We start from the raw sequence: 20,896 nt of genomic DNA on the forward strand, positions 1-20,896 counted from the left end.
TCCCGGTCACGACATCAAGGATGATGATCATGCGTACGCGTCGAGCCGCACTCTCCCTCATAGCCTCCTCCGCCTGTCTGGCGCTGACCCTGACCGCCTGCGGTCAGAGCAGCGAGGGCGGCAGCGACGAGGCGACCGGCAGCGCCAAGGGCGGCACCATCGGCATCGCGATGCCGACGAAGTCCTCCGAGCGCTGGATCACCGACGGCGCCAACGTCGAGAAGGACCTCCAGGCCAAGGGCTACAAGACCAAGCTGGTCTTCGGCGAGGACGACCCGGACCAGCAGGTCTCGCAGATCGAGAACCTGATCACCCAGGGCGTCAAGGCGCTGGTCATCGCCGCCATCGACAACAAGTCCCTGAACAACGTCCTCCAGCAGGCCGCCGACGCCAAGATCCCGGTCATCTCCTACGACCGCCTGATCCTCGGCACGAAGAACGTCGACTACTACGCGTCCTTCGACAACGAGAAGGTCGGCAGGCTCCAGGGCCAGTACATCGTCGACAAGCTGGGCCTCGCGGCCGGCAAGGGCCCCTTCAACATCGAGCTGTTCGCCGGCTCCAACGACGACAACAACACCAAGTACTTCTTCAACGGCGCGATGAGCGTGCTCCAGCCGTACATCGACAGCAAGAAGCTCGTCGTCAAGTCCGGCCAGACCGCGATGACCCAGGTCACCACGTTGCGCTGGGACCCCGCCACCGCCCAGAAGCGCATGGAGGACACGCTCACCTCCACGTACACCAGCGGCCGGGTCGACGCGGTCCTCTCGCCGTACGACGGCATCTCCATCGGCATCATCGCCGCCCTGAAGTCCGACGGCTACGGCACCAAGGCCAAGCCCCTGCCGGTCATCACCGGCCAGGACGCCGAACTCGCCTCGGTGAAGTCGATCATGGCGGGGCAGCAGTCGCAGACGGTCTACAAGGACCTGCGCAAGCTCGCCGAGGTCGCGACCAACATGGTCGACTCCGCCCTCAACGGCAAGGACCCCGAGATCAACGACACCAAGTCGTACAACAACGGCACCAAGGTCGTCCCCGCCTACCTGCTGCAGCCGGTGAGCGTCGACAAGTCCAACTACGAGAAGGTCCTGGTGGACGGCGGCTACTACACGGCCGACCAGCTCAAGTAAGCGCCGTCACCTACTGATTGGAAGGCACGACCATGGCGGGACCCGTCCTGGAAATGCGCTCGATCGTCAAGACCTTTCCCGGTGTCAAAGCGCTGTCGGACGTCACCCTGACCGTCCGCCAGGGCGAGGTCCACGCCATCTGCGGTGAGAACGGCGCCGGGAAGTCCACCTTGATGAAGGTGCTCTCCGGCGTCCATCCGCACGGCAGTTACGAGGGGGACATCCTCTTCGAGGGGGAGCTCTGCTCCTTCAAGGACATCCGGGCCAGCGAGCACCACGGCATCGTCATCATCCACCAGGAACTGGCGCTGTCGCCGTACCTCTCCCTCGCGGAGAACATCTTCCTCGGCAACGAGCACGCCAGGGGCGGGTTCATCGACTGGCGGGAGACCCTGCGGCACGCCACCCAACTGCTGCGCCGGGTCGGTCTCGACGACCACCCGGAGACCCGCGTCGCCGACATCGGCGTGGGCAAGCAGCAGCTGGTGGAGATCGCGAAGGCGCTGTCGAAGAAGGTGAAGCTGCTGATCCTGGACGAGCCGACGGCGGCGCTCAACGACGAGGACAGCGACAAACTCCTCGATCTGATCCTGGAGTTGAAGAACCAGGGCATCACCTCGATCATCATCTCCCACAAGCTCAACGAGATCCGCAAGGTCGCCGACTCGGTGACGATCCTGCGCGACGGGCGGACCATCGAGACGCTCGACGTGAAGGCGAAGGAGACGACCGAGGACCGGATCATCTCCGGCATGGTGGGCCGCGACCTCGACCACCGCTTCCCCGAGCGCACGCACTACGAGGGCGAAGTGGGCTCGGCGCCCGCGCTGGAGATCCGGGACTGGACCGTCCACCACCCGATCGACCAGCAGCGCAAGGTCGTCGACGACGTGTCGATCAACGTCAAGCGCGGCGAGATCGTCGGCATCGCGGGCCTGATGGGCGCGGGCCGCACCGAACTCGCGATGAGCGTCTTCGGGCGCACCTACGGCCGGCACGCGGCCGGTACGGTCCTCAAGGACGGCAAGGAGATCCGGACCCGGACCGTCTCCGAGGCGGTCGAGCACGGCATCGCCTATGTCACCGAGGACCGCAAGCACTACGGCCTCAACCTCATCGACACCATCAACCGGAACATCTCGCTCACCGCGCTGAGCAAGGTCGCGAAGCGGGGCGTGGTCGACGAGCAGGAGGAGCGGAAGGTCGCCGAGGGCTTCCGCAAGTCCATGAACATCAAGGCGCCGACCGTCTTCGAGCCGGTGGGCAAGCTGTCCGGCGGCAACCAGCAGAAGGTCGTCCTCAGCAAGTGGATCTTCGCGGGTCCCGAGGTGCTGATCCTGGACGAACCCACGCGCGGCATCGACGTCGGTGCCAAGTTCGAGATCTACACGGTCATCGACCAGCTGGCCGCGCAGGGCAAGGCGGTCGTCTTCATCTCCTCCGAGCTGCCCGAGCTGCTCGGCATGTGCGACCGCATCTACACCATGGCCGCCGGACGGCTCACGGGTGAGTTCTCGCGGGCCGAGGCCACGCAGGAAGTGCTGATGCGCCAGATGACGAAGGACAAAGAGGTAACGCGATGAGCACCGATGTGACGGACAAGGTCCCGGCCGCCGCGCCGCCGGGCAAGGGCTCAGGCTCGTCCTCGGGAGAGGGCCTGCTGCACCTGGTGCTGAACGGGCTGCGCCGCAACATGCGCCAGTACGGCATGCTGATCGCGCTCGGCCTGCTCATCGTGCTGTTCCAGGTGTGGACCGGCGGCGACCTGCTGCTGCCGCGCAACGTCTCCAACCTGGTGCTGCAGAACAGCTACATCCTGATCCTCGCGATCGGCATGATGCTGGTGATCATCGCGGGCCACATCGACCTCTCGGTCGGTTCGCTGACCGCGTTCACGGGCGCCTTCGCGGCCGTACTGACCGTGCAGCACGGTGTGGCGTGGCCGCTCGCGCTGCTGCTGTGCCTGGCCATCGGCGCGGTCGCCGGCGCGGCACAGGGGTACATGATCGCGTACTTCGGCATCCCCTCCTTCATCGTCACCCTCGCGGGCATGCTGATCTTCCGCGGTCTGACGGAGATGTTCCTGGAGGGCCAGACCCTCGGCCCGTTCCCCGACGGTCTGCAGAAGATGGGCAACGGCTTCCTGCCGGAGGTCGGTCCGGACACCAACTACCACAACCTCACGCTGCTGCTGGGCCTCGTCCTGCTGGCGTCCGTGGTGTGGCAGGAGGTCCGCGACCGGGGGCGGCAGAAGGAGTTCTCCCTGGAGGTCGCGCCCACCAACCTCTTCCTGCTCAAGCTCGTCGCCATCGCCGCCGCGATCCTCACGCTGACGCTGCTGCTCGCCAGCTACAAGGGCGCCCCGATCATCCTGATCATCCTCGGCGCGCTGGTCGTCGGCTACGGCTACGTCATGCGCAACGCGGTCTTCGGCCGGCACATCTACGCGATCGGCGGCAACCTGCCGGCCGCGAAGCTGTCCGGCGTCAAGGACAAGAAGGTCACCTTCCTTGTCTTCCTGAACATGGGCGTGCTCGCGGCCCTGGCGGGTCTGGTGGTCGCCGCCCGTCTGAACGCGGCCTCCCCGAAGGCGGGCCTGAACTTCGAACTCGAGGCGATCGCCTCGTCGTTCATCGGTGGCGCGTCCATGAGCGGCGGTGTGGGAACCGTCCTCGGCGCGATCATCGGTGGCCTGGTCCTCGGTGTGCTGAACAACGGCATGAACCTCCTGAGCGTCGGCACCGACTGGCAACAGGTCATCAAGGGCCTCGCCCTGCTGGCCGCGGTCGGCTTCGACGTATGGAACAAGCGCAAGTCCGGTTCGTAACACATCTCTCGGGCCCCGTCGGCACAACCGGCGGGGCCCGCTTCCTTCACAGGAGCCGCTAGATGGAACTGAACAGACGCACGGTCATCGCGGGTGCCGCGGCCGCGGGAATCGCCGCCACCACCCTCGGAGGCACCGCTGAGGCCTCCAGTGGCAAGAAGCCCACGAAGAAGCTCTTCGGCACGCTCGCCGACGGCACCAAGGTCTACATCTGGTCGCTCGCCAACGGCGGCACCCGGCTCAAGGTCCTGTCCTGGGGCGGTGTCGTCCAGTCCCTGGAGATCCCGGACCGCAAGGGCCACTACGCCAACGTCTCGGCGGGCTTCGACAACATCGAGGACTACGTCGCCAAGACCCCGTACTTCGGCGCGCTGATCGGCCGCTACGGCAACCGGATCGCCAAGGGGCAGTTCACCCTGGACGGCAAGAGCTACCAGCTCTCCGTCAACGACGGCGTCAACAGCCTGCACGGCGGCACCCAGGGCTTCGACAAGCGGGTGTGGGACGTCGAGCCGTTCACCAAGGGCTCGGACGTCGGCCTGCACCTGTACTACACGTCCGTCGACGGCGAGATGGGCTACCCCGGCACCCTCAAGGTGAAGGTCACCTACACCCTCACCAAGCAGGGCGACTGGCGGATCGACTACGAGGCCACCACCGACAAGGCCACCGTCGTCAACCTCACCAGCCACGTCTACTGGAACCTCGGCGGCGAGGGCACCGGCACCATCGAGGACCACGAGCTGAAGATCGCCGCCTCCCGCTACACGCCCACCGACTCTGGCCTCATCCCGACCGGTGAGCTGGCGAAGGTCGCGGGCACCCCCTTCGACTTCCGCAAGGGCAAGGCGATCGGCCGGGACATCCGCACCGGCCACCCCCAACTGGTCACCGCCAAGGGCTTCGACCACAACTGGGTCCTCGACAAGGGGATCACGGCCAGGCCGGAGCACGTGGCGACGCTGCGCGACCCGCACTCGGGCCGCACCCTGAAGATCGCCTCCAACGAGCCCGGGCTCCAGTTCTACTCGGGCAACTTCCTCGACGGCACCCTGGTCGGCCCCTCCGGCCACACCTACCGTCAGGGCGACGCGCTCTGCCTGGAGACGCAGCACTTCCCGGACTCACCGAACCACCCGTCGTTCCCGTCGACGACGCTGCGGCCCGGGCAGACGTACCGGACGACGACGATCCACACGTTCGACGCCTGAGCCGTCTTCACAGGTGGTGCACAAGTTCTTACCGATTTCTCAGCGGCTGAACAGCGCCACACCAGTATCCGTATGTAAGGGCGGCCCGTGCTCCCCCGCGCGGGCCACCCAATGACGACGGACCCGGGTCGTCCCCACCGGGTCCGCCCCATACGGAGGTTCCATTGGCCGACAACGTCACCTCGTTGTTCCGCAGCGGCGCTGCGCACAGCCCGTCCATGGCGGCGCTGACGCGCGAGGGCGGTGACGGGACGGGGCCGGTGGACTTCTGTATCCCCTGCAACCCCTACTTCCCCACCCCGGCGATGATGGAAACGATGGCGGCCCGCCTCAAGGACATCATCACCTTCTACCCCAGCGGCGCCGACACCATCACGGCCGAGCTCTGCAACCTCCTCCAACTCCCGCCGTCCGCCGTGGCGATGGGCAACGGCTCCACCGAACTCATCACGTGGATCGACCACTTGCTGGTCCGCGAGTCCCTCGCCATCCCCGTCCCCACCTTCGGCCGCTGGACCGACCAGCCGATGGAGACCGGCAAGCGGGTCGACATGTTCCCGCTCCAGGAGTCCAGCGGTTTCGCCCTCGACCTCGCGCAGTACGCCGAGTTCATCCGCGCCCGGGGCACCCGGGTCGCCGTCATCTGCAACCCGAACAACCCCGACGGCGGCTTCCTGCACAAGCACGCGCTCGTGCAGTTCATGGACGCGATGGCCGACCTGGACCTCATCGTCATCGACGAGTCCTTCCTGGAGTTCGCCGACGCCGAGCAGGAGCCGAGCGTCGTCCAGGAGGCGATGATCCGGCCGAACGTCATCGTGCTGCGCAGCCTCGGCAAGAACTTCGGCCTGCACGGCATACGGTTCGGCTACATGGTCGCCAACCCCTCGCTGGCGGGCAAGGTCCGCTCGATGCTGCCGAAGTGGAACCTCAACGCCTTCGCCGAGTACGTGGTGTTCATGCTCAAGGAGCACGGCCCCGAGTACGCGCAGAGCCTGCACCAGGTGCGCCGCGACCGACTCGACATGGCGAGCCAGCTCTCCTCCCTCCCCGGCCTCACGGTCTATCCGTCGCAGGGGAACTTCCTCTTCGTGCGCCTCCCCGTAGGCGCCGAAGGCACCGTGGTCAGGGACCGGCTGCTCACCGAGCACCGGATCCTCGTCCGCGAGTGCGGCAACAAGATCGGTTCGTCAAGCCGCTTCCTGCGACTCGTGGTGCGCCCCCAGGTGGACGTGCGTCGCCTGGTGTCCGGCCTGGAACAGGTGCTCTACGGGACCAGGAGGGGAGCCGCCGTGCCCGAGCTGGCTACAGGGACCAGCTACAGCTCGGGTACGGCGGCAGTGGACCGGTTGGTCAGCGCCACCAACGGTGCGGGCATGCAGGGCCTTGCCGCTCAGGCCATGGCCTCCGGCGGGTTGGCCGTCGGAGTCGGTATGCCCATGCCGGCGGCGGCGCAGAGTATCGGTGCCGGAATGCCCATGCCTCCGGCGGTTCAGCCGGTGGGTGTTCCGGCGCCGGCGCCGATGATGGCTGCGCCGGCGCCCGCGCCGGTACCGATGCAGATGCCTGCACCTGCGCCTGCGCCTGCTCCCATGCCTGCTCCTGCGCCGCCGATGGGGCCCACGCCGCCGGGGGTCCCTGCGCGTGGGGGGCTTACTGCGGCGCAGGTTCGGGGGACTACCGGGCCTGGGGATCTGTCCACTGCTCCTGCCACTGGGTGGCCCAATGCGCAGAGTTGGCCCAATGCGGCGGGGATGGGGCAGGTCGGCTGAGTTTTGGCTGCGGGTGCGTGGGGGCTGGTCGCGCAGTTCCCCGCGCCCCTTTAGGTGGGTACAGGCCAACCTGTTGACCAGTTCAGCCAGTTGATGCCTAGCTTCGGGGTGCCGTTGTCGTTTCCGTCGTAGTAGTGGTAGACGATCAAGTCGCCGTCTGCGTCGTTCATGATGGACTGGCCGCCTGGGCCTATGTAGCGGCCGTGGGATTCCAGTACGGGGGTGCCGCCGTTGTTGGTCATGGCGGTGCCGTTCTGGTCGTAGTAGGGGCCCGTGATGCTGGTCGCCCTGCCTACCTTGATCTTGTACGTCGAGCTCGTGCCCGCGCAGCAGGTGTCGTAGGACGCGAAGAGGTAGTAGTAGCCGTTGCGTTTGACGATGTACGGGGCCTCGATCGCCTTGGTGCCGGTGGGGCGGGATGCCAGGGTGTAGCGGGTGGTGTTGGTCGTGAGTTGTTTGCCGGTTGACGGGTCGATCCGGATCATCTTGATGCCGGTCCACCAACTGCCGAAGGACAGCCACCACTTGCCGTCGTCGTCGACGAAGAGGTTCGGGTCGATGGCGTTGTAGTCGCTGGACGTGGTGGAGGTGTAGACGACGCCGTAGTCCGTCCAGGAGCCGGGCAGACCGGTCGTCGAACCGGCGAGGCCGATCGCCGACTTGTTGGAGCCGAAGGTCGAAACGGCGTAGTACATCAGGTACTTGCCGCCGTGGTACGAGATGTCGGGCGCCCAGGCCTCGGTGGCGTACGACGACCACCAGCCCGGCTTGGTGGTGAAGGCGTCGCTGCCGGCCGTGAACGCGACGCGGTCGGTGGAGGTGCGGTAGCCGAGGCCGCCACCGGTGCCGTAGAGCAGGTAGCGGCCGGCCGAGGTGCGGATCATCGTCGGGTCGTGGATGACGGTGTCGCCGGTGACCGTCCCGGGGTTGGGGTACGCGGATGCCGTCCCCGGGATCAGGGCGAGCAGGACGGCGGCGGGAATCGCCAGTAGTGAGGTGCGGCGCACGCTGACGCTCCTTCGAGAAGCGAGTGGGGGGAACCGGGACCGTAGAATCGAACACCTTGCGCGTCAATGGTCCGCGCAGCCCCACCCGCGACTCAGTGGTCGTGCGCCAAGTGCAGTTTGAGGAGGTCCACGCCGTAGTCGCCGCCGTTGGGGGTGCGGATGATGGTGTGGATGTGGTGCTGGCTGGGGTTGCGGTTCTGGGTCTCGTAGGCGATCGGGGACTGGGCGTCGTACTCGATCAGTACGACCGGGCTGTGCACGCGGTAGTAGAAGGCCGAGTCGTCGTCGGTCTCCCCGATCCAGTAGAAGTACGTCTCGTCGAGGTGGTCCTCGACCTCCGTCATCTTCACCTCGGCGTGGCCGTCGTCGAGGTTGCCGACGTACACGCGGACCAGGTCGAGGAGATTGTTCCGCTGAGCCTCCGTCCAGCCCTTCGCGGCCAGGCCCTGGTAGGCGATCTGGGCGTTGTCCTGACCGGCGCCGGCCTTGAAGTTGTCCCCTGCCTTGGTCTCGGTGGAGACGACCTTCTTGCGCTGGGCCGCGGTGAGGGACCGCAGCAGGGTCAGTCCGGCCTTCGTCTCCGTCCGGAAGAGGGTGATCTTCTCGCCGTTGTAGGTGGCGGAGGTCGGCTCGGAGCCCATGAAGGTGGGGGTCATGACGACCTGGTCGCCGAGGACGAAGTAGTTGATGGCCAGGTGGTGGCCCTCGTACTGGAACCCCCAGGGCTGGGAGGTCGACGGGGTCCCCATGAAGGTGAAGAAGTACGCGCCCTCGGTGAGGGTCTCCTTGCCGCCGCCGCTGTACTCGCCGAGATAGCCGTTGAGCTTCATGATGTTGCGGGACTGGGTGAGGCCGTCCGCGGAGAGCGCGGCGCCGAGGAGGGCGTAGCCCAGGTTCCGCTGCTTCTCGGTCAGGTCGCCCATCCTCGCGCCCTGCCGCTCGTACCCGTCGACGTTGCTCCACTTCAGCCACTCGTCGTCGTCCACGTCGAAGACGGAGGCCTTGCGCTCCGCGGTCGTCAGCCCGTCGAGGAAGGCCTGGGCGGCCTTGACGACCTTGTCGGTGGAGACGTCGGTGGAGTGGACGGAGTAGAGGTCGTCGACGATCGTGCCGTCGGTGGTGAGTCCCTTGAAGTCGGCGTACTTCACCTCGCTGGCGCCGGGGCCCATGCCACCGCCGCCTCCGCCTCCGCCGGGTCCTCCGGAGGGCATGCCGTTGGGGGCCGCGCTGGAACTGGCCGTAGCGCTGGTGGAGTCGGAACCGGACGAGCATCCGGTCATCGTCGCCATCGCGGCGACACCGCCGGCGAGCAGCGCCTTGTTCATGAACCAGCGGCGGCTGCGTTCGGCTTCGGGGGTGCGGGGTCGGTGTCCAGTCATGGGAAGGAGAATCCATGGCGTACCTGAAGCGTCTCTGGCAGAAACCTGTGAACGGGGGTTCGTGGTGACGGACGTGCACGTGACCGTGTGGGACGACGGGGACCCGGTTGGGAGTACGGCTTCGCCGCGCAACGCCCGCTGGCGGACGGCCGCCCGCTGCTCCTGATGGACTGCCGGGGTTACGGCGACAGCCCCGACACGGAGCGCAGCGATGTCGAGACGGACGCGGAGGACGTCGTACGCCTTCTCGGGCCTGGTGGGGCCCATGTGGTCGGCCATGGAAACGGAGCCGTCGCCGCGCTCATCGCCGCCGCCCGCCGCCCCGACCTGGTCCGCTCCCTGGCCCTGATCCAGCCCTCCGCGTTCACCGCGGCCGCGGACCACCCGCTGGTCGCCGACCTCCTGGCCCGCGTCCGCGCGATTGACCCCCCCGAGGAGACAAGCCCCGAGCAGTACCTGCGCGCGTCCACCGAGGGCCTCGGCATGCGCATGCCCGCCCCCACCCCGCGCCGTCTCCGAGCGGTCACGACGTCCATGCGGGAACGCCCGATCTGGGAGGCGGAGACCCCCCTGTCCCCGATCCGCGAGGCCGCCGTGCCGACGCTGGTGATCTGCGGGGACTGGCGGGACGCGCCGACCGCGTACCGCGAGCACGTGGGGCGCCCCCTGATGGTGGTGGCCGAGTCCGTCACGGCCTCTCTGGGCGCCCACCTGCTCCGGGTCCCCGGGTACTACCCGCACACCCAGCAGCCCGCCGCCGTCAATTCCGCACTGCGCGACTTCTGGGACTGACCGCCGCGACCAACGACAGCCACCCCGGCAGATCGACCTCGGCCCGCACGGTCTTCCCCGGCGGCGGCTCCCGGTCCAGCACCTCCCACCGGTCGGCGACCGCGTCGACGAGAACCAGCCCGCGCCCGCCGTCGTCCAGGGCCCGAGGATGTCGTACGACGATGGAGGGCCCCTCTCCCACGCGGCTCACGGTGTCGCTCACCTCGACCCGCACGCTGCCGACGACGAGCGCGAGCCGCAGCTCGAAGTCCCGTCCCGGGACCCGGCCGTGGGTGACGGCGTTGGCGGCGAGTTCGGCGACGATCACGGCGACCCGGCCGGACGCCTCGCTGCCGTGCGGGACACCCCAGTCGTGCAGCTGGTTCACGGCGAGGTGACGGGCGAGACGGGCGCCGCGCGGGGTGGGGCTGAGGCGCTGGGTGAACGTACGTACGGTGACCGGGAGTTGGCGTGGGGGAGGTGCAGTCATGCGCCCAATCTGGCGCCCCGGCACCCCCCTTCACCAGGTCGGCGCCGCGTACGCTGCACGGGCGTACGCGGTGACGGGCTGGACAGTACGTATCACGTTCCGTGACCATGAGCGCGGGAGGTGACCGACTGTGGTCGATGGTGGCGGTGAGCCGGAGTCGTCGGACAGTATGCGGACGTTCGGGGCGGTGTTGCAGGCGCTGCGGGAGCATGCGGGACTGAACAGGGAGGAGTTCGCCGACCTGGTGCGGTTCTCCAAACATACGGTGGCGTCGGTGGAGTTGGGCCGAAGGATGCCGGACCTGGCGTTCGTGGAACGGGCGGAGGAGGCACTGGGCAACACGGGCGCGTTGCGGAAGGCATTGCCGAAGCTGGGGCGACAGCCGGGGTTGGCGGCGTGGTTCCGGCGGTGGGCGGGGTTGGAGGCGTCGGCGATCGCGCTGTACACGTACGAATGCCGGATGGTGCCGGGGTTGTTGCAGACGGAGGGCTACGCACGGGCGCTGTTCGCCGGTCAGTTGCCGCCGCTGGACGACGAGCAGATCGAGGAGCGCTGGTCCGCCCGTGCCGAACGCCAGAAGCTGCTGCGGGAGCGCCCGAACACGGCGTTCAGCTTCATCCTGGAGGAGCACCTGCTTCTGCGCCGCACAGGCGGGACGGACGTGGCGCGGGCGCTCATCGAACACCTGCTGGAGATCGGGGAGTTGCGGAACATCGAGATCCAGATCATGCCGCTGTCCCGCGGAGCGCACGCCGGTCTGGCGGGCCCCATGCAACTGCTGGAGACGCCCGAGACCCAGTGGTTCGCCTACAACGAGGGTCAGCGGGGCGGGTTGTTCGACAGCGACCCGAAAGAGATCAGCGTGCTCCAGCAGCGGTATGCCAGAATGCGTTCGCAGGCTCTCCCGTTCGAAGACTCCGTGAGCCTGTTGGAACGGATGCGAGGAGACCTATGAGCACCGACGAACTGCGCTGGTTCAAGTCGAGCTACAGCAGCAGCGGAGACGGCGACTGCGTAGAGGTCGCCCACACCCCCACCACCATCCACATCCGCGACTCAAAAAAACAACAGAGCCCCCACCTCACCCTCTCCCCCACCCCCTGGACGAACTTCCTCACGCACGTCAGGAAGTGACGACAAGTCCGAAGCAACTATTCGGCATTCGGTGGGTGCTTGAATCCTCGGCATGACACACACGGAAGATCAGACACTGCGGCGCCGGATCTTAGGGCGTTTCGCTCACCGAGCATGGATCGCCGCGCTCGCCCTCGGCGTGTCCGTGGGGCTTACGTTCATCGACAGCGGTTCGGATTCGCTCGTCAACACCGGTTCCGACTCCCAATTGCAGCCGGGCGACGTGATCAAAACAGACTTCCTGCGCAACTGGGAAACCGGCCGCTGCCTGACGGCCGATCCGAACTTCAAAATCCTGGTGAGGACAGAGCCCTGCGGGAGCCCGGGAGATCCCTCCCAGACGTGGTCCCTGGTCTACTCCGGCCACATCGACAGCGGCGACACCGTGCAGATCAAGAACCAGTCCTTCGGACTGTGCCTGTTCTACGACATCTTCAACAGCCGGACCACCATTGCCGGTAAATGCATGGGCGACCTGGATTCCGGGGCGATCACCGGCCAGCACTGGGTCGGCATCGGCGAGGGCTGGGACAAGGTCGAACTCCGCAACACGGCGGTAGGGACCGCCCTGGACAGCACCGCAGCCGGGGCCGTCGGCCTCAACCCCCCGAACGGCGGCGGCAACCAGAAGTGGAAGTCGGGTTTCTGACGCAGCCCGGTCCCTGGGGAGAGGCGCGGTTCAGGCGCCTCTCCCCACGGCATTCCGACGGTACGCGGAATAAATCGTCGCACTCATGGACGCCGTAACGGCCCCGCCCCCAAGCCGATCCGTCATCCCTCGCATAACAGCGTCTTGAATGGCCTGCGCATCTTCACGCCCCTGCACGGCGGCGCTCACCGGCGTCCCCGTCAGAAACCCGATGGCGACGGAGGCCGCCGAATCAGCGGTTCCCTCCAGCGTGACCTCTTCGGCAGCGGCCAGCTCCATTCCGCCGGCCGCGAGATCCGCGGCGACGGCCTCCGGATCGGCGTATCCATGGGGTACGTCCTTCAGGAACGTCGGCGTCTCCGTACCCATCACCTGCTCCAGGGCGTCCTGGAAAGCGGCTCCGAATCCGTGTGACGCCAAAGACCCCCAACTGCTGAACAGGAACCGACCACCCGGCGCCAGCACTCTCCGCACCTCGGCATAGGCCGCAGGACGGTCGGGAAAGAACATCACCCCGAACTGGCAGACAACAAGATCGAAGCCGCCGTCCTCGAAGGGCAGTTCCTGAGCGTCGGCCTGTCGCCATTCGGCCCGAGGCTCCCGCGCCGCACCGGCGACCACCATCGCCTCGTTGAGATCACTGGCCACCACGGAAACCCCGGGCACAGCGTCCAGCAGGGCCGAGGTGAACGCCCCGGTCCCAGCGGCCAGTTCCAGAACCCGCCGCGGCCGAAGCCCCGCCGCCCTGTCGGCCAGATCATCGGCGAACGGCCGGAAGAAAACCGGCACCAGATGCCGCTCATAAGCCTCCGGCATGGACCGAGTCCACCGCCGGTTCACATCGTCAGAATCCCAGCTTCCATTGCTGAACCCCGTTGGTGGCGTCACAGGTGGAAGAGTAGACGCCGCCGTTGCCGTAGTCACCCAGACACAGGTGAGCTCCGAGACCGTCGTCGGGGTCCATGAACTGAACCTTCTGCCAGCTCGTACCGATCGCCTGCCAGACCTGCTTGAGGCGGTCGGGCTCATTCGGCATGAGGGGCCGCTGCGCGCGGGGCTTGCTCGTGGTCCAGTTCAGATACAGGCCGGTAGCCTCATTCGCTGGAAAGAGTTGCCCTCCACACAGGGGCGCGTGTAGACGTCACCGCTCCCATTGCCCGGTTGTTGTCCCGAGCCCCGGCAGGCCACCGGGGATTTCTGGAATTACCGATCAGGCGAACAACAAAGCCCGCTCACTTGCCGTCAGGCCGCCCCGGCAGGAGCAGGCAGAACGGTACCGCCACCGCCGTGAACGCCGTTGCCCACCAGAACGCCGTGGTGAAGCCCGCGTGTTGGAGGGTGATCGCCAGGGCCGCCGTGCCGACCGAGCCGCCGATTTGTTGGGCGATTCTTGTGACGATGCCGGCGTCGGGGATTTGTTCGTGGGTGAGGCCGAAGAAGGCGGCGCCGTTGAGGGGGATCATCGTGGCGCCCATGCCGATGCCTCGGAACAGCAGCGCCGCCATCAGCAGGGGCTTGCTCGTGGTGGCGTCGGCGTACGCGAAAGGGAGTGTCGACGCCGTGACGAGGAGGAGGCCGGTCAGGGCGACCACGCGGGGGCCGAAGCGGTCCGTGTAGTCGCCCGCCCGCGTGCGGGCCAGCAGCGCTCCGATGCCCTGAGGGATGAGGAGCAGGCCCGCGCCGAGCGCGTCCTCGCCCCGTACCCGCTGCCAGTACAGCGGGAGCAGCAGCATCGCGCCGTAGAGGCTCATGCCGGCCAGGAAGGTCAGCGCAGCCGAGGAGGACAGCGCGTGGTGACGGAAGAGGCGGAGGTTCACCAGCGCACCGGCGCGTGAGAGGGAGCGGGCCGCGAAGGCTCCGATCAGGGCCAGGCCGGCCAGCAGCGGCACCAGTACCTCCGCGCTCGCGAAGCCCTCACTGCCTACGACACGGGACAGGCCGTAGATGACCGCCGCGACGCCCGGGGAGAGGAGGAGCAGGCCGATGAGGTCGAGGCGGGTGCGGGGGGCGTCCTTGGCGGGGCGGTCGTCGGGGAGGTTGCGCCGGGCCAGGAACGCGCCCACGGCGCAGAAGGGGATGTTGACCAGGAAGATCCAGCGCCAGTCCGCCACGCTCAGGATCACTCCGCCCAGGACCGGGCCGAGGATCGGGCCGAGCGCGGTGGGCAGGGTGACCGTGGCCATGACCTTGCCGATGTTGCGGCCCTTCGCGGCCTGGATCACCAGCGTGGCCATCAGCGGCATCATGATGCCGCCGCCGATGCCCTGGACGACACGGAACGCGATCAGGCTCGGGGCGTTCCAGGCCGACGCGCAGAGGACCGAGCCCAGCAGGAAGACCGCCAGCGCGGTGATCCACAGGCGTTTGCCGCCGAGCCGGGACTGGGCCCAGCCGGCGAGCGGGATGGTGACGAAAACGGCCAGCAGGTAGGCGGTGCTGACCCACTGGATCGTGGCCAGCGAGGCGCCCAGTTCCCGGGCCAGGTCGTCGAGGGCGACCGTGACGATCGTGGTGTCGAAGACGACGGCCAGGGCGCCGACGATGACGGTGAACGCCAGGCGCCAGACCGCGGGGTCGACGCGGTCGGTGTGCTGCGGGGGCGCGGACGCCGTCCCGGGTGGAGTGCTCATGAGCAGCCTTAAGATATAGAGTCGTATCTTACGGACGGCACTGTAGGGCGCTCGAATAAGATAGGCAAGTCTTTCTAATGGAGGTGCGGATGCCCGAGCGGCGCCGTGGACCGGCACTGGAGAAGGCACTCCTGGACGCGGCCTGGGAGGAACTCACCGCGCACGGCTACGCGAGGTTCACGATGGACGCCGTCGGCAAGCGCGCCGGCACCAGCCCGCCGGTGCTCTACCGCCGCTGGTCCGACCGCGACGCACTGGTCCGGGCGACCATCACCCACGTGCTGGAGCGGTCGCGGGTCGAGGTCCCGGACACGGGGAGCCTGCGCGAGGACGTCCTCGGCGTGATGCGGGCGATCAACGCCTCGCGCGTCCAGCTGGTCACCGTCATGAACGTGCAGCTGGCCGCCTACTACCAGGAGACCGGCACACCCCCCGGCGACCTCCTCGCGCCCGGCCGCGCGTCGAGTGCCGACATCCTCTACGACCGTGCCGTCGAGCGCGGTGAGATCAGACCGGAGCGCCTCACCGAACGCGTCAGGTCGCTCCCCTTCGACCTGCTGCGCCACGAGATCCTGACGACGTTCGCGCCCGCGCCGGACGACGTCCTGGAGGAGATCGTCGACAGCCTCTTCCTGCCGCTGCTGCGCTGACCGGCACAGCCCGGGAAGACGGATCGGGGCCGGTGACCCGAAAGGTGACCGACCCCGACCGCGGCCACGCGCGGGACGAAGCGCGCGGGGCGTTCCCCCGTTACGCCTCGCCGCCGCCGTCATCCGCACGCGTGCCCCGAACGACGACCGTAGACGTGGTCCGCGACCCGACGGCACCATTACGCGCACGATGACTCCCCAGTTCGTGCACAACTCCGCAGTAGGGTGCCCGTGCTGGGGGTGCGGCCATGGCGGACAGCAAGGGTTCCCGCTTGAGCGGAGCGGAGTTCGAGTCGGCGGTGGGGTCCCTGTTCGCCCCGTTGCGGGTGGCGGATTCCGGGTCGGCGGCGTTCGAGGCGGTGGTGGAGCACACGGTGCTCGGGCCGGTGGTGGTGGCGCGCATCCGGGCCACGCCCGCGACGGTGATACGGGACCGGCACCACATCACCTCCACCGACGTGGAGTTGATGCACCTCACCCTGCTCCACGGCGGGCCGGTCGCGGTCGCCCAGGACGACCGGGTCGCCGCGCTGAAGCCGGGGGAACTCTTCGCCTGCGACAACACCCGGCCGTACCGGATCATCGGCACCGCCCCCAGTGACATGACCGTACTCTGCGTCCCGCGCGCGAGCCTCGGCAAGCAGGCGGACGCCATAGGCCGTCGTACGGCACTACCCCTGTCCGCTCAGGACGGTATCGGCAGGCTCCTCGGTTACGCGCTGACCGAGGTGAACGGGGATCTCCCCGGGCAGGCGGTGGTGCGGGCGTACGTGGCCGACGCGCTCACCGCGCTGCTGCTCGCCGCGTTCGCCGACACCGCCCCCGAACGGGCCCCCGTCGCCAGCGACCTGGCCGACCGGATCCGCGTCCATGTCCTGGCGCACCTCGACGACCCCCTCCTCACCGCGGAACGGGTGGCCCGGCACCACCGCATCTCGCTCCGCCATCTCCACGCGCTCTTCCAGGGCGCCGACCTGACCTTCACGGCCTGGCTCCGCCACGAACGCCTCCGACGGATTCGGCGTGACCTGCTCGACCCCGCCTTCAGCAACCGCTCCACGGCGGCGATCGCGGCGAGATGGGGAATCCTCGACACGAAACACCTGGGCAGAGCACTGAGACGCGAGTTCGGGGAGACGGTCAGCGATCTACGCCGGAGGCGGGGGGACAGCTGAGCCGACGGGGCCCTATCCGACCCTCCCGACAGCGCCCCTCACGACGGTGACCCCAGCTCCCTCTCCAGGCGTTCTCGCCACCCCGCCCCCTCCAACCCCGCCCCCACCAGCACGTCTCCCAGGTCCTCCTTGGCCAATTGCACCGCGTCGAGGATCCGGTCCACCCGTCCCTGTCCGCACAGCAGCGTGGCCGCGGCGATTCTCTCCTTGTCCTCCTGGTCGCCCCGGTCGGTCAGATGGTTGACGAGTTCGGTGAGGAGGTCCCCCACCACCTGGCCGTCCCGCCCCGGGAAGTCCGCGGCGATACGACGTTCTACCCGTACAGTGAGACCCATTTGCCCTCCTTGTGGACATACGCCCCGATACGGTAGCCCGCCGAAACCCGCCTCCCCCGTCACGGCACGCCAACCTGACGCACAAGAAACTTGACGCTTCCTCACTTTGCCGAAATCACAGCCCGCCGACAGCAAGCGTTCCTACGGTGCCGTGTTCATGACAGACACCCCCATGACAGACCCGATCGAAGAGACCCCCACAAGAGACTCGATCGCCCGGCGGACCGTCCTGGTCGCCACCGGAGCGACCGCCGCGACCCTGGCCGTAGGTGTCGCGGTGTCCGAGAGCTCCACGACCCCCACCACCGAGACCGCGGACACGGCTCCTGTCGCCGCCGCCGCGGTCTGCACCCTCACGAAGGAGATGACCGAGGGCCCCTACTACCTCGACGGCCAGTACGTCCGCGCCGACATCACCGAGGGCAAGACCGGCTTCCCGCTCAAGCTCGCCCTCACCGTCGTCGACGACGACACCTGCGCCACCATCAGCAACGCCCTCGTCGAGATCTGGCACTGCGACGCGCTCGGCGAGTACTCCGGCTACGTCGGCAACAACGGCCACAGCGAGCCGGACAGCGGCACCTTCCTGCGCGGCGGTGTGCTCACCAACTCCAGCGGCGTCGCCAACATCACCACGGTCTACCCCGGCTGGTACCGCGGCCGCTGTGTGCACATCCACGTCAAGGTGCACGTGAACGTCACGCTCACCTCCGACGGCTCCTTCACCGGCGGCACCGAACTCCACACCGGCCAGCTCTTCTTCGACGAGACGGTCACCGCCAAGGTCGGCGCGCTCTCGCCGTACTCGGCCAACACGGTCACCCGCACCACCCTCGCCCAGGACTCGATCTACGACGACGGAGGCGCCGCGTCCGGCCTCCTGACCCTGACCGCGCTGGGCAGTTCCCCCACCGCCGGCTACACCGGCACCCTCACCCTCGGCGTCGAACGCTGACGTAGCGGACAGCAGTTGCCCGCCGCCCGGAAGGCGGCGGGCAACTCCCGTTCTCAGTACGTCACTTGGCGGGGCACTCCTTCCACGCCATGTGGTACACCGTGCTGATGTCGCCGTCGGTCGAGTCCATCGTCATGAAGCTGACCTTGGACGGCGAGGAGGTCCCGGCGTTCACCCGGACCTCCGTGTTGATGTTGAAGTTGCGCTGAACTCCACAGGGCGCCCACACCAGTTGGGCCCAGTCCGTGGTGTCGGTCGCCTGCCAGTTGTCGTTGTAGGCGCCCGGGAAGGTGTGCGTCTTGGCCGCCGTCTGCGACGAGCCCTGGAAGTAGTACGAGGCTCTCTGGACGCCGCTCGCCCCGGCCTGGAGCGAGGCGAAGCCCCGGTAGTCCGCGCTGGCGATGGCGTAGGTGAAGCCCTGCGGGACATGGACGATCAGGTTGAGCTGGCAGTTCTTGCGGAACGCCGTGGGGTCCGAGTTGCCGCCGACCTGGGCGAGGTACTCGCTGTAGGTCACCGTGAAGGCGGTGTTGTCCTCGGAGACGGCGACGGCCGCGGTGCCCTGCGGGCAGCCGGAGCCGTTGACCGTGGCGATGTTGATGACGATCTTGTCCGGGGGCGGGTCGACGAACCCGCCCGACGGGTTGTGCGCGGGCACCGCCGCGGTCAGGAGGGCGGCGACGGCGCCGCCCAGGAGCAGTCCACTTGCCATGGGGGGTCTCTCCTCTGCATGGAGAACCTGTGTGGTTTCTGTGAAGCACCGCGGCGAGGGAATCGTAGGGAGCGGGCCGTAGCGCCACCAGAGCGAACTCAAGCCAATCCGCGTGATGTCCTAACTCACGTGTAAACAGCGCCAGTTGGGCGTTGCATCCCCAGGTCGTTCACAGCCGCAAGTCAAGGAATTCTTCAGCTCGGCTCCTAACTTCCTCCACATGACGGGAAACACGGAGCACGACAGCGACAACATCACCGGCGGCAAGCACCGGTTGGACACCAGCGTCAAGCGGCGCCGCGTCCTGATCGGTGGCGGAGCCGTCGCCGCGGCGGGCGGGCTGGCCATCGCCGGCATCGCCTCGGCCGACACCACCACCACGACCACCGGGTCGACCACGGCGGCCGACGCGGCCACCTCGACCGCGTCCTCGGGCATCTGCACCCTGAACGCCGAGGTCACCGAGGGTCCGTACTCGCTCGACGGCGCCCTGGTCCGGGAGGACATCAGGGAGGACAAGGAGGGATTCGAGGTCCAGTACACGTTCACGGTCGTCGACCAGGCCAACGACTGCGAGCCGCTCGCGGACGCCCTCGTGGAGATCTGGCACTGCGACGCGCTCGGCGAGTACTCGGGCTTCGTCGGCGGCAACGGCCACACGGAGGAGGACAACGGCACCTTCCTGCGCGGCGGCCAGATGACCGACTCGAACGGCCAGTGCAGCATCACGTCCATCTGGCCCGGCCACTACGTCTCGCGGGCCGTCCACGTCCATATGCGAGTGCACACGGACGTGACGCTCACCGACGACTCGTACACCGGCGGCGACATCATCCACACCGGGCAGCTCTTCTTCGACCCGGACATCAACACGGAGGTCCAGGCGACCTCGCCGTACTCCGCGAACACCACGAAGGAGACCGCCCTGGCGGACGACTCGATCTACGACGACGGCGGCGCGTCCTCGGGCCTGCTCACCCTGACCGCGCTCGGCTCCAGTGTCTCCGACGGCTACGCGGCGACCCTGACCGTCGGCGTCAACTCCGCCTGATACCCGGCCCGTTCACCGGGCACTGACCGGCTGCCGCTCCTCGGTGTGCTCGGTCCCGGCCTGTTCCCTGACATGGGCCCGGACCGAGTACGCCAGGGCGGCGGCCCACAGTGCGTACAGGACGACGTAGACGAAGCTGCTCAACGCACCGGACGCGCCCAGCCAGTCGCTCTTGAGCAGCGTCCGGACGTTGGTGACGACGATGATCCCGCCGACCGCCGAGCCCAGGACGCGCGGCGGGAGCAGACGGACCAGCCAGGCGGCGACCGGGGCCGCGACCAGGCCGCCGAGCAGGAAGGCCAGTACCCACGGCCACTTCAGCCCCTGCGAGCCCAGCGAGAAGAGGAAGCCGAGGCTCGCCGCGACCGCGACCAGGAACTCGCTGGTGTCGATCGAGCCGATCACCTTGCGCGGCTCCATCCGGCCGCTCGCCAGCAGCGCGGGCGTGCCGACCGGGCCCCAGCCGCCGCCCCCGGTCGCGTCGAGGAAGCCGGCGACCAGGCCGAGCGGGGTGAGGAAGCGCCGACGCAGCGGCTGCCCGAGGCGGTCCTTCGGCAGGCCCTTGAAGGTGAAGCGGGACATCACGTAGAGGCCGAGGCCCAGCAGGATCAGGGACATCACCGGCGCCGCGAGGTCGGTGGACAGCCGCGACAGGACCGTGGCGCCGAGGAAGGAGCCGACCGCTCCCGGGACGCCGATCCTCGCGACGACCTTCCAGTCGACGTTGCCGAAGCGCCAGTGCGAGGCGCCGGACATCAGCGTGGTGCCGATCTCGGCGAGGTGGACGGTGGCCGAGGCGGCGGCCGGGCTGGTGCCCATCGCCAGCAGCAGCGTGGTGGAGGTCACGCCGTAGGCCATGCCGAGGCTGCCGTCCACGAGCTGGGCCCCCAGCCCCGCGAGGGCGAGCAGGATCAGCGTGCGCATGCGGTCGGTCCCTTCTTCCCGAGGATTCCTACCGGGTCAGTAGGAATGAGCAACGGGAGGGGACCTTAGGACGTCAACCTGAGAGCGG

At 68.1% G+C, this 20,896-nt stretch carries 22 protein-coding genes; 13 read left to right on the top strand and 9 right to left on the bottom strand.

Features of this window, described 5'->3' with window-relative positions; all coding sequences use genetic code 11:
- The first annotated feature begins 29 nt into the window (after window positions 1-29).
- The 5 genes from chvE to ABZ896_RS01645 all read left to right on the top strand — a co-directional run bounded on the left by chvE (window position 30) and on the right by ABZ896_RS01645 (window position 6,946).
- A complete protein-coding gene (chvE, locus tag ABZ896_RS01625) occupies window positions 30-1,136 on the top strand; it encodes a multiple monosaccharide ABC transporter substrate-binding protein (protein WP_360920143.1) in 1,107 nt (368 codons plus the stop codon).
- A 32-nt stretch (window positions 1,137-1,168) separates the two neighbouring features.
- The gene (gene mmsA / locus ABZ896_RS01630; RefSeq protein ID WP_360920146.1) at window positions 1,169-2,719 is read left to right on the top strand and encodes a multiple monosaccharide ABC transporter ATP-binding protein; all 1,551 of its coding nucleotides are present in this window, start codon (window positions 1,169-1,171) and stop codon (window positions 2,717-2,719) included.
- A complete protein-coding gene (gene mmsB, locus ABZ896_RS01635) occupies window positions 2,716-3,963 on the top strand; it encodes a multiple monosaccharide ABC transporter permease (protein WP_360920149.1) in 1,248 nt (415 codons plus the stop codon). The genes mmsA and mmsB overlap by 4 nt, the downstream gene beginning before the upstream one ends.
- Before the next feature lie 62 nt (window positions 3,964-4,025).
- On the top strand, window positions 4,026-5,174 hold the full coding sequence (locus ABZ896_RS01640) for an aldose epimerase family protein (RefSeq protein WP_360920152.1): 1,149 nt from the start codon (window positions 4,026-4,028) through the stop codon (window positions 5,172-5,174).
- Window positions 5,175-5,338: 164 nt separating this feature from the next.
- Window positions 5,339-6,946, top strand: coding sequence for a histidinol-phosphate transaminase (locus ABZ896_RS01645; RefSeq protein WP_360920155.1), 1,608 nt, complete (start codon window positions 5,339-5,341; stop codon window positions 6,944-6,946).
- 50 nt (window positions 6,947-6,996) lie between these two features.
- On the opposite strand, the gene ABZ896_RS01650 is transcribed toward ABZ896_RS01645, so the two are convergent.
- Both ABZ896_RS01650 and ABZ896_RS01655 read right to left on the bottom strand, forming a co-directional pair.
- Window positions 6,997-7,953, bottom strand: a complete 957-nt coding sequence (locus tag ABZ896_RS01650; protein ID WP_360920158.1) for an arabinan endo-1,5-alpha-L-arabinosidase — start codon at window positions 7,951-7,953, stop codon at window positions 6,997-6,999.
- A gap of 92 nt (window positions 7,954-8,045) precedes the next feature.
- On the bottom strand, window positions 8,046-9,332 hold the full coding sequence (locus ABZ896_RS01655; protein WP_360920161.1) for a DUF3500 domain-containing protein: 1,287 nt from the start codon (window positions 9,330-9,332) through the stop codon (window positions 8,046-8,048).
- An 87-nt stretch (window positions 9,333-9,419) separates the two neighbouring features.
- On the opposite strand from ABZ896_RS01655, the gene ABZ896_RS01660 reads away from it, so the two are divergent.
- Window positions 9,420-10,124, top strand: a complete 705-nt coding sequence (locus ABZ896_RS01660; RefSeq protein WP_360920165.1) for an alpha/beta hydrolase — start codon at window positions 9,420-9,422, stop codon at window positions 10,122-10,124.
- Here the strand turns inward: ABZ896_RS01660 and ABZ896_RS01665 are convergent.
- On the bottom strand, window positions 10,093-10,593 hold the full coding sequence (locus ABZ896_RS01665) for an ATP-binding protein (RefSeq protein ID WP_360920168.1): 501 nt from the start codon (window positions 10,591-10,593) through the stop codon (window positions 10,093-10,095). The two genes, ABZ896_RS01660 and ABZ896_RS01665, sit on opposite strands and share 32 nt — an antisense overlap.
- Before the next feature lie 169 nt (window positions 10,594-10,762).
- Here ABZ896_RS01665 and ABZ896_RS01670 point away from each other — a divergent pair, with 169 nt between their 5' ends.
- Genes ABZ896_RS01670 through ABZ896_RS01680 form a run of 3 tightly spaced genes read left to right on the top strand, consistent with a single transcriptional unit; the run spans window position 10,763 to window position 12,376 of the window.
- Window positions 10,763-11,548, top strand: a complete 786-nt coding sequence (locus ABZ896_RS01670; protein ID WP_360920171.1) for a helix-turn-helix transcriptional regulator — start codon at window positions 10,763-10,765, stop codon at window positions 11,546-11,548.
- On the top strand, window positions 11,545-11,727 hold the full coding sequence (locus ABZ896_RS01675) for a DUF397 domain-containing protein (RefSeq protein ID WP_360920174.1): 183 nt from the start codon (window positions 11,545-11,547) through the stop codon (window positions 11,725-11,727). The genes ABZ896_RS01670 and ABZ896_RS01675 overlap by 4 nt, the downstream gene beginning before the upstream one ends.
- Before the next feature lie 52 nt (window positions 11,728-11,779).
- Window positions 11,780-12,376, top strand: a complete 597-nt coding sequence (locus ABZ896_RS01680) for a hypothetical protein (RefSeq protein ID WP_360920177.1) — start codon at window positions 11,780-11,782, stop codon at window positions 12,374-12,376.
- Between the two features lie 30 nt (window positions 12,377-12,406).
- Here ABZ896_RS01680 and ABZ896_RS01685 read toward each other — a convergent pair whose 3' ends face one another.
- The 3 genes from ABZ896_RS01685 to ABZ896_RS01695 all read right to left on the bottom strand — a co-directional run bounded on the left by ABZ896_RS01685 (window position 12,407) and on the right by ABZ896_RS01695 (window position 15,006).
- Entirely contained in the window at window positions 12,407-13,192 is a 786-nt protein-coding gene (locus ABZ896_RS01685) for a class I SAM-dependent methyltransferase (protein ID WP_360920179.1), read from the bottom strand.
- Between the two features lie 28 nt (window positions 13,193-13,220).
- Window positions 13,221-13,412 (bottom strand): hypothetical protein, encoded by a 192-nt coding sequence (locus ABZ896_RS01690; RefSeq protein WP_360920182.1) that lies wholly within the window; start codon window positions 13,410-13,412, stop codon window positions 13,221-13,223.
- A 196-nt stretch (window positions 13,413-13,608) separates the two neighbouring features.
- Entirely contained in the window at window positions 13,609-15,006 is a 1,398-nt protein-coding gene (locus ABZ896_RS01695; RefSeq protein ID WP_360920185.1) for an MDR family MFS transporter, read from the bottom strand.
- A gap of 89 nt (window positions 15,007-15,095) precedes the next feature.
- Between ABZ896_RS01695 and ABZ896_RS01700 the strand changes: the two genes are divergently transcribed.
- Together ABZ896_RS01700 and ABZ896_RS01705 are read left to right on the top strand one after the other, a co-directional pair.
- The gene (locus tag ABZ896_RS01700) at window positions 15,096-15,656 is read left to right on the top strand and encodes a TetR/AcrR family transcriptional regulator (protein ID WP_360920188.1); all 561 of its coding nucleotides are present in this window, start codon (window positions 15,096-15,098) and stop codon (window positions 15,654-15,656) included.
- A 248-nt stretch (window positions 15,657-15,904) separates the two neighbouring features.
- Complete coding sequence (locus ABZ896_RS01705) at window positions 15,905-16,831, top strand: helix-turn-helix domain-containing protein (protein ID WP_360920192.1); 927 nt, start codon at window positions 15,905-15,907, stop codon at window positions 16,829-16,831.
- Between the two features lie 38 nt (window positions 16,832-16,869).
- Here the strand turns inward: ABZ896_RS01705 and ABZ896_RS01710 are convergent, their stop codons facing one another.
- A complete protein-coding gene (locus tag ABZ896_RS01710) occupies window positions 16,870-17,166 on the bottom strand; it encodes a hypothetical protein (protein ID WP_360920195.1) in 297 nt (98 codons plus the stop codon).
- A 157-nt stretch (window positions 17,167-17,323) separates the two neighbouring features.
- Here ABZ896_RS01710 and ABZ896_RS01715 point away from each other — a divergent pair, with 157 nt between their 5' ends.
- Window positions 17,324-18,121, top strand: a complete 798-nt coding sequence (locus ABZ896_RS01715; protein ID WP_360920198.1) for an intradiol ring-cleavage dioxygenase — start codon at window positions 17,324-17,326, stop codon at window positions 18,119-18,121.
- Between the two features lie 61 nt (window positions 18,122-18,182).
- Here ABZ896_RS01715 and ABZ896_RS01720 read toward each other — a convergent pair whose 3' ends face one another.
- Window positions 18,183-18,833, bottom strand: coding sequence for a DUF4360 domain-containing protein (locus tag ABZ896_RS01720; RefSeq protein WP_360920201.1), 651 nt, complete (start codon window positions 18,831-18,833; stop codon window positions 18,183-18,185).
- Between the two features lie 220 nt (window positions 18,834-19,053).
- Between ABZ896_RS01720 and ABZ896_RS01725 the strand changes: the two genes are divergently transcribed.
- Entirely contained in the window at window positions 19,054-19,884 is an 831-nt protein-coding gene (locus ABZ896_RS01725; protein ID WP_360920204.1) for an intradiol ring-cleavage dioxygenase, read from the top strand.
- Between the two features lie 12 nt (window positions 19,885-19,896).
- On the opposite strand, the gene ABZ896_RS01730 is transcribed toward ABZ896_RS01725, so the two are convergent.
- Window positions 19,897-20,808 carry a sulfite exporter TauE/SafE family protein gene (locus tag ABZ896_RS01730; protein ID WP_360920207.1) on the bottom strand — a complete coding sequence of 304 codons (912 nt, stop codon included), beginning with the start codon at window positions 20,806-20,808 and terminating at the stop codon, window positions 19,897-19,899.
- Between the last annotated feature and the right edge of the window lie 88 nt (window positions 20,809-20,896).

The sequence above is a fragment of the Streptomyces sp. NPDC047072 genome (assembly GCF_040643855.1).
In the GTDB taxonomy this organism is placed as follows: domain Bacteria; phylum Actinomycetota; class Actinomycetes; order Streptomycetales; family Streptomycetaceae; genus Streptomyces.

Coding starts and splice junctions, on each gene's coding strand:
- chvE (WP_360920143.1), top strand. CDS start 30: ATGCGTACGCGTCGAGCCGCACTCTCCCTCATAGCCTCCTCCGCCTGT.
- mmsA (WP_360920146.1), top strand. CDS start 1,169: ATGGCGGGACCCGTCCTGGAAATGCGCTCGATCGTCAAGACCTTTCCC.
- mmsB (WP_360920149.1), top strand. CDS start 2,716: ATGAGCACCGATGTGACGGACAAGGTCCCGGCCGCCGCGCCGCCGGGC.
- ABZ896_RS01640 (WP_360920152.1), top strand. CDS start 4,026: ATGGAACTGAACAGACGCACGGTCATCGCGGGTGCCGCGGCCGCGGGA.
- ABZ896_RS01655 (WP_360920161.1), bottom strand. CDS start 9,332: ATGACTGGACACCGACCCCGCACCCCCGAAGCCGAACGCAGCCGCCGC.
- ABZ896_RS01665 (WP_360920168.1), bottom strand. CDS start 10,593: ATGACTGCACCTCCCCCACGCCAACTCCCGGTCACCGTACGTACGTTC.
- ABZ896_RS01670 (WP_360920171.1), top strand. CDS start 10,763: ATGCGGACGTTCGGGGCGGTGTTGCAGGCGCTGCGGGAGCATGCGGGA.
- ABZ896_RS01675 (WP_360920174.1), top strand. CDS start 11,545: ATGAGCACCGACGAACTGCGCTGGTTCAAGTCGAGCTACAGCAGCAGC.
- ABZ896_RS01680 (WP_360920177.1), top strand. CDS start 11,780: ATGACACACACGGAAGATCAGACACTGCGGCGCCGGATCTTAGGGCGT.
- ABZ896_RS01685 (WP_360920179.1), bottom strand. CDS start 13,192: ATGCCGGAGGCTTATGAGCGGCATCTGGTGCCGGTTTTCTTCCGGCCG.
- ABZ896_RS01690 (WP_360920182.1), bottom strand. CDS start 13,412: ATGCCGAATGAGCCCGACCGCCTCAAGCAGGTCTGGCAGGCGATCGGT.
- ABZ896_RS01695 (WP_360920185.1), bottom strand. CDS start 15,006: ATGAGCACTCCACCCGGGACGGCGTCCGCGCCCCCGCAGCACACCGAC.
- ABZ896_RS01700 (WP_360920188.1), top strand. CDS start 15,096: ATGCCCGAGCGGCGCCGTGGACCGGCACTGGAGAAGGCACTCCTGGAC.
- ABZ896_RS01705 (WP_360920192.1), top strand. CDS start 15,905: ATGGCGGACAGCAAGGGTTCCCGCTTGAGCGGAGCGGAGTTCGAGTCG.
- ABZ896_RS01710 (WP_360920195.1), bottom strand. CDS start 17,166: ATGGGTCTCACTGTACGGGTAGAACGTCGTATCGCCGCGGACTTCCCG.
- ABZ896_RS01715 (WP_360920198.1), top strand. CDS start 17,324: ATGACAGACACCCCCATGACAGACCCGATCGAAGAGACCCCCACAAGA.
- ABZ896_RS01720 (WP_360920201.1), bottom strand. CDS start 18,833: ATGGCAAGTGGACTGCTCCTGGGCGGCGCCGTCGCCGCCCTCCTGACC.
- ABZ896_RS01725 (WP_360920204.1), top strand. CDS start 19,054: ATGACGGGAAACACGGAGCACGACAGCGACAACATCACCGGCGGCAAG.
- ABZ896_RS01730 (WP_360920207.1), bottom strand. CDS start 20,808: ATGCGCACGCTGATCCTGCTCGCCCTCGCGGGGCTGGGGGCCCAGCTC.